The organism is Kitasatospora sp. NPDC091257, from assembly GCF_044757675.1.
Classification (GTDB): domain Bacteria; phylum Actinomycetota; class Actinomycetes; order Streptomycetales; family Streptomycetaceae; genus Kitasatospora; species Kitasatospora lactacystinica.
The window spans coordinates 1-9,143 of record NZ_JBIVVI010000237.1; the positions used below are offsets into that span (position 1 = coordinate 1).

The 9,143-nt window shown below is 72.0% G+C and carries 7 protein-coding genes; 4 read left to right on the plus strand and 3 right to left on the minus strand.

The features are described from left to right. Positions 1 to 179 precede the first annotated feature (179 nt). Positions 180 to 1,046 carry a DUF3592 domain-containing protein gene (locus tag ACIQOV_RS13890; RefSeq protein ID WP_401048396.1) on the minus strand — a complete coding sequence of 289 codons (867 nt, stop codon included), beginning with the start codon at positions 1,044 to 1,046 and terminating at the stop codon, positions 180 to 182. Positions 1,047 to 1,079: 33 nt separating this feature from the next. Then, complete coding sequence (locus ACIQOV_RS13895) at positions 1,080 to 2,177, minus strand: hypothetical protein (protein WP_401048397.1); 1,098 nt, start codon at positions 2,175 to 2,177, stop codon at positions 1,080 to 1,082. Positions 2,178 to 2,378: 201 nt separating this feature from the next. Here ACIQOV_RS13895 and ACIQOV_RS13900 point away from each other — a divergent pair, with 201 nt between their 5' ends. Beyond that, the gene (locus ACIQOV_RS13900) at positions 2,379 to 2,864 is read left to right on the plus strand and encodes a ricin-type beta-trefoil lectin domain protein (protein WP_401048399.1); all 486 of its coding nucleotides are present in this window, start codon (positions 2,379 to 2,381) and stop codon (positions 2,862 to 2,864) included. Positions 2,865 to 2,948: 84 nt separating this feature from the next. On the opposite strand, the gene ACIQOV_RS13905 is transcribed toward ACIQOV_RS13900, so the two are convergent. Then, a complete protein-coding gene (locus ACIQOV_RS13905; protein ID WP_401048400.1) occupies positions 2,949 to 3,623 on the minus strand; it encodes a CPCC family cysteine-rich protein in 675 nt (224 codons plus the stop codon). Positions 3,624 to 3,848: 225 nt separating this feature from the next. Between ACIQOV_RS13905 and ACIQOV_RS13910 the strand changes: the two genes are divergently transcribed. From ACIQOV_RS13910 to ACIQOV_RS13920, 3 genes are all read left to right on the plus strand, one after another. Further along, on the plus strand, positions 3,849 to 5,813 hold the full coding sequence (locus ACIQOV_RS13910; protein ID WP_401048402.1) for an FAD/NAD(P)-binding protein: 1,965 nt from the start codon (positions 3,849 to 3,851) through the stop codon (positions 5,811 to 5,813). Next, positions 5,814 to 7,040, plus strand: a complete 1,227-nt coding sequence (locus ACIQOV_RS13915; protein ID WP_401048404.1) for a putative PEP-binding protein — start codon at positions 5,814 to 5,816, stop codon at positions 7,038 to 7,040. It begins immediately after the preceding gene. A 197-nt stretch (positions 7,041 to 7,237) separates the two neighbouring features. Beyond that, positions 7,238 to 9,043: a CocE/NonD family hydrolase C-terminal non-catalytic domain-containing protein gene (locus tag ACIQOV_RS13920; RefSeq protein WP_401048405.1), complete on the plus strand. Its 1,806-nt coding sequence runs from the start codon at positions 7,238 to 7,240 to the stop codon at positions 9,041 to 9,043. Positions 9,044 to 9,143 lie beyond the last annotated feature (100 nt).

Sequence of the window (9,143 nt, forward strand, 5' to 3'; positions counted from 1 at the left end):
GGACGTCGGCCGGGCCGACTCCCCACTCCCGGTGCTTCGGCGTGCGGTGGGGGCGGCGCGTTCGGGTTCGGCCCGGACCGGTCCTGGCGTTGGCGGTGCGGACGGCGGGAAGGACGCGGAGTCCCCTCAACGGCCCACCGCCTTCCCGGCGGCGGGCCGTTGGCGTGTGCCGTCGGGCGCTACAGGCGGAGCAGGACCACGCCCGTGACGGTCGTCGCCGCCGTGACGACCAGGACCGTCACCGCGCAGCCGACGTTCCCCGCCACGGACCGGCGGGTGGCCGCGAGGTCCGGCGTGAAGTCGGCCGGGTCGGCGGAGGAGTAGTGGATCGTGAGGTCCCCGCCGACCGGGACGGCGGAGTCCGGCAGGCCCGAGGGGTAGTAGGCGGTGACGGCCGTCCCTTCCTCGGTGGTGAAGGCGACGACCGGCGTCCGGCTGGTCCGGGTGTCGCCGTCCTGGTCGGTCTCGACGTTCCTGAGGACGGCGACGACCCGCCCCGGGACGGACAGCATGGCGGCCAGCTCGGCGAGCCGCTTCTTCATCGTCTGCTTCTCCCCGGGCAGGTAGAACGCGCCGAGGACGGTGACCGGACCGCAGGTCGCGACCAGGGCCCACGGCCAGCCCCGGTCGATCGAGAGGACGACCACCAGCCCGACGTAGATCAGGAACACCGCGGTGTGGGGCCAGGCGAGCCCCCTCCGCCCCGCCTGGAGGTCGCTGACGAACCGGAAGGCGTGCGGCCTCCCGCGCGGATAGCGGATTCCGACCTCCCGGCCCACCCAGGCCGTGCTGATCCGGTCGCCGGTCCCGCTGTCGTTGGTGACGACGAACTCCTCGCCGGTGGACGGGTCCTGGAAGCGGACGACCACCGCTATCCCGTCGTTCGAGGAGCTCCCGTCGCGCGGCTCCCCCACCCGTTCGATCCGCCCTTTCACCCGTACGGCCCGCTGCGCCTTGGTCAGGCCGGCCAGCGACCGGCCGTACCCGACCAGCGCCACGGCGCCGAACACCCCGCACCACAGGGCCAGGATTCCGTGCCAGTTCATGTGTGCCCCGCTCCCGTCCGTCCTGTCCGTGGTTCAGTGCGCCGAGGTGCGCCGCAGCACCCGGCCCTGTCCGTCCGCCTCCAGCACGGCGGCGCCCCCGGGCCCGGCCACGGTGACCGTGATGGTGACGGAGCCGTCGGTGCGGAGGACGGTGATGCTCCAGGCCTGCGGGGCGTGGACGCCGAGCGTGGTCCTGGCCTCGTCGACCAGGGCCGGGAACCGCTCGTAGGGCAGTGACACCGGATCGAACTCCCGGGCCTTCGAGTCGGTCGAGGAGAACGTCAGCGCCAGCAGGCTGTCCGTCACCTGCAGGGTCGTCACCGGCCCCGCTTCGCCGTTGCGCGTCAACGAGTTGACGGCCCGCCCCAACTCGCCCTCGTCGAGGAAGGACTGCCCGGGGCCGAGCACGACGGTGCCGGACCCGGCCGTCACCACCTTGGTCGACCACGACGAGGAGGCGGAGGCCGAGGGGCTCGCGGAGGAGGACGGCGGGCCGGCGGGCTCGTCCTCGAACAGGTCCACCCGGAACAGGAGGACGACGGCCGCCGCGGCGAGCAGCAGACCGAGGAACCCGAGGAAGGGGACGGCGCAGCTGTCGGGCGGCTCGCTCACCTTGGTCGAGGCGGGCGCGGAGTCGAGCAGCGCCCCGGCCGCCCGCTCCTCCCACACCGGGGTCGGCCGCTTCACGATGCGCACGGCTGCCGGCCGGTCCGGCGGGTAGCGGACCACCAGGACGCCGCGCGGCCGGTAGTCGGGGAGGTCGGCGACGTGGATGTCCTGGGTGAACTCCACCCGGAACGCGGGGCCTTCGTCCGGCACGACGGTGAGGTCGAACCGCACCGCCAGGTCGGTCACCTCGCCCTTCGGGACGTCCAGGCTCTCGATCATCGCGAGCGCCGTCCGCGGGACGACGGCTGCCTCCCGGGCCCGCCGCGGCACGCCGGCGAGGAGGAGCAGCAGGCCGTAGACGATGGGAAGGCCCATGCCGGCGATGAGCAGTGCCACCTTGTCGACGACGACGCCGACGACCATTGCGGCGAGCGATCCTCCGATCACGCTTCCGGTCAGGAAGCCGCGGGCGAGGGCGACCGGCGTGTTGCGCGTGGGCGGCGCACCGGTGGTGATCGTCATACCGGTGATTGTGCCGGGCGGGAGCGACGGCGGACAGGCCCGGAGCGGACAAGCTTGCGCCGTCCCAGTGAAACCCCGGAACCAGTCGGGGCGACCCGCGTGCCGCCGGCCCAACCGGCCCGCCCTGCACCTAACTTCACGGCGGACCGGATCCGACCCGGCCGGCCCGTGAACCCCCGACCCCCCGAACCAGGAGCAGCAGTGCGAATCCCCCAGAAGCCCGCCGTCGTCCTCGCGGCCGCCGTCGCCCTCGCCGGCCTCACCGCCCTCGGCGGCGGCCCGGCCACGGCCGCCCCGCGGGACCCGGTCGCCGTGTCCCTGCAGGTGTCGAGCGACGGCACCAACCTCGACGAGTACGAGGGCGGCGAGGTCTGGACCCGGGACGCCCGACTCACGTTCCAGGACTGGGTGATCGGCCAGCTCGACGACGGCAGCTTCCGTATCAAGGGCACCCACTACGACAGGTGCGTCACCGACAACGGCGTCGGGAACCCCGTGACGCTGAAGGGCTGCAACGCGAACGACCCCGCCCAGCGGTGGATCTTCGACATCGGCTCCGAGCGCACCGTCGTCGAGAGCGTCAAGGACCGCCGCACCGGCCTCCAGGCCAACGGTCTGAACCAGCCGGTCACCCTGGAGCCGCTGGACGACAACCCGGCCCAGGAGTGGACGCCGTACCAGAAGTGACGGAGGGTTCCCCGCCGTGGCCCGGTGCCGAACGGTGCCGAACGGCGTCGAACGGCGTCGGGCCGGGCCACGGCCGCGCCGCCGTCAGTCGTACACGACGGTGAAGTCCCGGCCGAGCGCGGCGTACCGGCCCAACGCGTCACGGAGCGCCTGCGCCGCCCACGGGAGTTCGCGCTCCAGATCCGCCCAGCCGACGAAGCGCAGTTCGGCGGGCATCGCGACCAGGCCGGTGATCGAGTCCCAGAACGCGGCCCAGTTCATGCCGTAGAACGCGGGGAGGCGCAGTTCGCGCTTCAGGACGGTGTGGAGGTCGTTCTCGCCGCGCACGGAGCCGACGTCGACGGTGATGCGGTGGGGCGGGTCCGGCGTCAGGTCCTCGGTGGTGTCCCAGAAGGTCGGGAGCCACCAGCACAGGACCGACCGGTCCTCGGGCCAGGGACGCTGCTCCTCGTCCTGCCAGTCCTCGAAGAGGTCCGCGGCCGGGTCGATCGGGCGCCAGGCGGGGTCGAGCGGCTCGTCGGCCGTCGCCGGCCGGACGAACCGCCGGCCGCGCTGGTCGCAGGCCCCGAACTCCCGGACGTTGCGCTGGGCCTGCAGCAGCGGGACCGAGTTGGCGCCGTCCGGCCTCAGCGGCCACCTGAGCTGCGCCGGGTCGTCCTCCCAGGAGCAGAGCGGGCAGACGACGAACGAACCGGGCCACCCTTCCCGGACATCGAAGACGAGACGGCCGCAGCAGGGGCAGGGTCGGCGAGTGTCCACCCCGGCAGTCTGGCCTGCCGGACCGGTCGACGGCGACCCGGTTTCGGAGCATGCCCATCGGATTTCGTGACAAGTCGTCATGGTCGGCGGATCACCTGTTCTAGGATCCTGGGGCACTTCGGACAGCACGTCGCTCCGTCCGAGCCGCACGTCCTCAGCAGACCACGTGCCCGGCGTTCGGGACAGGAGAGCCGGGTTCCCATCCTTCGATGCGGAGGCTTGACCATGAGTCGAACGGGTACGCGTCCAAGAGTCCTCATAGTCGGGGCGGGCCTGGCCGGCACCGCCACGGCCATCCGGCTGCTCTGCTTCGCGCGCAGACCGCTGGAGATCGTCCTGCTGGAACGACGTTCCGACTACCGCTCGGCGGGCGTCGCCTACCACCGGGACGGCAACCCCTGGGACTACGTGTTCAACATCCAGGCGGGCCGGATGTCGGTGTTCCGCGAGGACGTCCTCGACTTCGTCCGCTGGGCGAACCACGAGGCCGACCGCAGCGGCTGGCCGGAGCCCTGGGCCGGGCTCCGGTTCGTCGAGCAGGGGCCGGCGCCCCGGCGGATCTTCCAGGACTACCTGAGCGACCGGCTGGCCGAGGCGAGGCGCGAAGCCCCTCCCGGTGTCGTGCTCGTCGAAGCGGAGGGCGAGGCGGTCGACCTGGAAGTCCGGCCCACCGGCGCCGACGTGACGATCGAGCAGCCGTCGGGCCGCGGGGGCGGAGCCGACCGGAGCCCGGCGGTGACCGTGCTCCGCGCCGACCAGGTCGTCCTCGCGACCGGCCTCGAACTCCGGGAGCCGGTCTTCGCCTCCGAGGTCCGCACCCACGCCTCCTTCGTGCGCGACCCCTACTCCGCGGCCGGAATCCGCAAGCTCGTCTCGCTCCCGTCCGAGTCGACGGTCGCCATCGTCGGCTCCGTGCTGAGCGCCTACGACTCGGCGGGCCTGCTGCTGCGCCAGGGCCACACCGGGAGGATCCATCTGATCTCCAGGACCGGGACGATGTTCCGGACGTACCCCGGCGGCCACGAGCACGGGGTGCTGCGCCTCCCCTGTCCGAAGACGCTGCTGGAGCCGTACCGGAACCGTGAGGAGTTCCTCGTCCGGATCCGGGCCGAGTGGGACACGGCGTGCTCGACGGTCGTCCGGGAGCATCCCGACGTCTCCCCGGTGGTGGTCGCCGAGCGGGTGGTCAAGGCGTGGGAGCCGCACCTCCCCGAGGCCATCGAGCGCATCCCCACCGCGGAACTGCGGGGCCTGCTGGACGAGTTCGGCACCGCGCTGGCCGCGCTGCGGGTCGGGGTGCTGGAGTACACGATGGCGGTCATCGAGCGCGCCCTGCACGCGGCGGACGGGGCGGTGCGGCTGGTCGTCGGCAAGGTGGAGGCGGTCAGGCCGGCGGAGTCGGGGCGGCTGGCCGTGTCGGTCGCCTCCCCGCAGGAGGAGCACACCATCGAGGCCGACCTGGTGGTGTCCAACTTCGGCCGGGAGTCGGACTACAGCAGGGTCGACCGGCCGCTCTGGCGGAACCTCCTGCGGCGGGGGATCGCGGAGCCCCACGCGCGCACCGGGCGCGGCCTGGAGGTCGACGGACGGGGGGTGCTGCTGAGCCCTGGCGGGGTGGCGGGCCCGGTGTCCGCGGTCGGCGCGCTGCGCGAGGGCGACGAGATCGTGCGGAACGGCCGAACCGGTGCGTTCACCTTCAATCTCGCCGCCATCAAGAACCATTCGATCGCGGTAGCCGCGCACGTGATCGAGCAACTGGAAGTGGAAGAGGACGTTTCGGCTCGGATCGCGGAGCGGAGTTCGGCTCGGACTTCGGAGTGGACTTCGGTGGGGAGTCCGGCTCGAAGCACGGCCGAAAGCGTGGCCGGAAAGGCGGCCGGGCACCGCGGGGGTGTCGGCAATCTGGAGGAAGCGGCCCGGGCGGAATTCGAGGACGCTGTGGTACTGGAGGCCAGGAGATTGGCCTCGCGCGGTCGAATTGAACGGAACCTGCTCGATTCCCGACTGGACGCCTGTATCCGGTCCATGGGTGAACGTCCGGCCGCTGCGGTGGATGCCGCCCGGTACGACCGCCTGATGAGGGTGGTCGTCAACCGGGCCGCGGTCGAACGACTCACCGATGTCTCCGTGACACCACGACAACTGCGCCGACAGCTGGGAATGGCGACCGCCGAAGAACAGGAGGAATAGGTGGACGGGCGACGGATTCAGGGATCCCTGCTGACCGGTGGTGCACAGAGCGAAGTGCGGGGCACCTGCAATCGCACGAGACATCCGCTTGAGGGATCCATCCTCGTCGCCCCTTCCCTCGACGCCGGCCTGTACGAGGCGATCGTGGCGGCGCGCGCGGTGGTCTGCGGTTCGGGCGGGCTGACCGGCCACATGCAGTCGCTCTGCCGGGGCAGGGGAATTCCCGTGCTCCGCGTCGACGAGGCGGACCTCGACGACCTGGTCGGCGAGGCGGTGCTGGACCTCGACGGCGAGTCGATCGTCGTCGAGTCCGGCGCGGGCGCCGGGACCGACGCGGACGCCGGGGCCGGGGCCCCCTCGCCGGCCGACCTCGGCGCGGCGTGCGCGGTCATCGCGGACCTCCAGGACATCAGCGCGATCAACTCCTGCGGACCGGAGGCGAAGCGGGTCGACTGCTTCTTCATCCGGGAGGAGTTCCTCTGCCTGGCGGCGGGCCTGAGTCCGCTCGACTCCCTGGAGGGCGGCCCGGCCGAAGCGGCGGTCTACGGGCGGGCGCTCGCCGACCGGCTGTGCGCCTTCACCGAGGCGCTGCTGCCCGGCCAGCGGCTGATCCTGAGGATGCTCGACCTCCGCTCCGACCACGCCGCCAGCGTCACCGAGCTGGCCCCGGTCGCGGTCGAGCCCAACCCCGAGCTGGGCCTGCACGGCGCACGCTGGCTGCTGGGGTCGACCGCCTACCGGGAGGCGCTGCACGCCATGCTCGGCTCGTTGCGCGAGCGGCTCGGCGACGCCGCGGGCCGGGTGCACCTCTCCGTGCCGTTCCTCAACGACGCGGAGGAGTTCGCCCAGCTCAGGAAGCACCTCGAACTGCCCGCCGAGGTGCCCCTGTCCGCGTTCATCGAGACACCGGCGGCGGTGCACGCCACGGCGGAGATCTGCGCCGCCGGCGCCAGCGAACTGTTCGTCGGGGTGAAGGACCTGGTGCAGTTCTACCTGGCCGCGGACCGCGGCAACCACCTGGTGGCGGAGTCCTACCAGACCCGGCACCCGGCCGTCCTGGACGGGCTGCGCAGGGTGGTGGAGTCGGCCCGCGCCGCGGGGACCCCGGTGAAGGTGTTCGCGCTGGGCACGGACCTCGCCCACTACCTCGCCCACGTGCCCACTCCGGACGGCTACATGATGTGCACCGCCGAACTCCGGCAACTGGTGCTCGACTCGCGACCCTGACCGGGCCGGCGGGCGGGTGGCGGTGAGGGTCGTCGCCCGCCCGCTGTGTGGTCGGGCGCGGATACTACAACTCTATTGTCATCGATAGAAGTTGATCGGGACTCCATCCATTTCAGTGAATCTGACGTTACATCAGTTTCGTTTCACCCGCCGTGATCCAGGATGCGAACAGTATCCGTAACGGAAGGGTGGTTCGCATGACCAGCGTCAGTGGAGAGCCGATCCCGGCGATCACCGAGGCCACGCTCGCCGACGTCGCCGACAAGGGACTCCGGGGGCCCGGCACCACCGTCAACCAGGCCGTCATCGACCTCGGCAACGCCCTGCAGGCGGCCGCCCAGGGCGACGGGACGGTGCAGCTCCCGCCGGAACTGGCCGAGTTGGTGGCCAAGGTGCGGCAGATCGCCGACGTCGACGTCACCGGGATCGAGGTGGAGGAGGACATCCGGCTGTCGGCGTTCCGCATCAGGCTGAAGGGCGACGAACCCCGCCCGGTCGTGATCGTGCCGGCCGGCTGGAACCCGCTCGGCTGGCTGCCCTTCGTCTACGGCTACATCAAGCTGGCGCTGCGCGGCTACCACGTCCTGGCCTACACCCCGCGAGGCCTCGGCTATCCGGGCTGGATCTCCACCTCCGGCGGCCGCGTCGACGTCGCCGGCCCCGACGACTGGGCCGACGGGGTGAAGGTGATCACCCACGCGGAGGGCTGGAGCGGCCCGAGCAAGGTCGGCTTCCTCGGCCTGTCCTACGGCTCCGGGATCAGCCAGCTGGTCGCCGCGCACGACCCCGACGAGCGGGTGGCCGCCGTGGTCGCGCTGAGCACCTGGGGCAACCTGGCCACCAGCCTCTACGCCAACGACACCCGGCACGTGAAGGCCGTGGAACTGCTGGTCGGCTTCACCGGCGGGGAGAAGCAGGACAAGTTCGACGCGGAGACCCTGGACATCCTCGACAAGTTCGACCAGAACCGCGACCTCGACGACGTGATCGCCTGGGGCGACGAGCGCTCCCCGGAGACGTACCTCCGCGAGACCAACCGGCGGGGCATCCCGACCTTCGTCTCCAACACCTGGCACGAGACGCTCTTCCCGGCCTCCTCGGTGATCGACGTCTACAACCGGCTGACGGTGCCCAAGCAGCTGAACCTGTGGATCGGCGACCACGGCGCGCCCGAGGGCGCCGGCATGTCCGGCCTGCTGACCCACCTGCCGTTCCCCGGCCTGGCGGATCCCCTTCGGGAGGCCTTCGAGTTCCTGGACCACCACCTGCTGCGCGCCGACAACGAGGCGCCGAACCGCAAGCAGGTGACCAGCCAGGTGATGTTCACCTACAAGACCAAGCCCGTGCTGGGCGGCGGCAACCGGATCACCGAGGCCGCCCGCCGGGAGTCGCGCGACTCATGGGCGGACGTCACCACCGGCGAGGAGACGTGGTACCTCACCGGCGTCAACGGCGACGGTGACGGCGCGCTGGCCGACAAGCAGAACGACGGCTGGTCGCGAAGCTTCACCGCGGGCGTGGAGACCAGGGCGACGGCGGTGGACGGCGTGATGGACACCGGCCAGAAGGAGTGGACGGGCAACCCCCGGACGTACGTGCTGTCCGAGTTCGAGCGGGAGAACCTGCTGGTCTGGTCGACCGACCCGCTGACCGGGCAGGGTGAGGCGGCCCGCCGGATCCGGGGCGCCGCGCAGGTCCGGCTGACGGTGCGCAGCACCGAGGACGCCGCCACCCTGGTGGCCTACCTGTTCGACGTCGCCCCGGACGGTACGGCGCGGATCGTCACCCACGAGCCGTACACCGTGCGCGGTCTGACCCCCGGGAAGGACACCACCGTCAGCTGGGCGCTCCAACCCGCCGCGTACGACGTGCCGACCGGCCACCGGCTGGCGCTGGTCGTCAACAGCCGTGACCAGCTGTACTCCTACGCCGCGGAGCGCGGCACCGTCACCATCGGCTCGCCGAGCGGCAACGAGTCCCGCCTGGAGCTGCCGCTGGGCTGATCCCCGGAGTCGCCCCCGCGGCCCGTAGCCGGGCGGCGACGGGCCGCGGGGAGGCGAGTGGCGGCGCGGGGACCCCAAGCGGAGGTCAAGGAACCTTGAC

Excerpts from the sequence above, each read along its gene's own strand:
- ACIQOV_RS13890 (WP_401048396.1), bottom strand. The coding sequence starts at position 1,046 with ATGAACTGGCACGGAATCCTGGCCCTGTGGTGCGGGGTGTTCGGCGCC.
- ACIQOV_RS13895 (WP_401048397.1), bottom strand. The coding sequence starts at position 2,177 with ATGACGATCACCACCGGTGCGCCGCCCACGCGCAACACGCCGGTCGCC.
- ACIQOV_RS13910 (WP_401048402.1), top strand. The coding sequence starts at position 3,849 with ATGAGTCGAACGGGTACGCGTCCAAGAGTCCTCATAGTCGGGGCGGGC.
- ACIQOV_RS13920 (WP_401048405.1), top strand. The coding sequence starts at position 7,238 with ATGACCAGCGTCAGTGGAGAGCCGATCCCGGCGATCACCGAGGCCACG.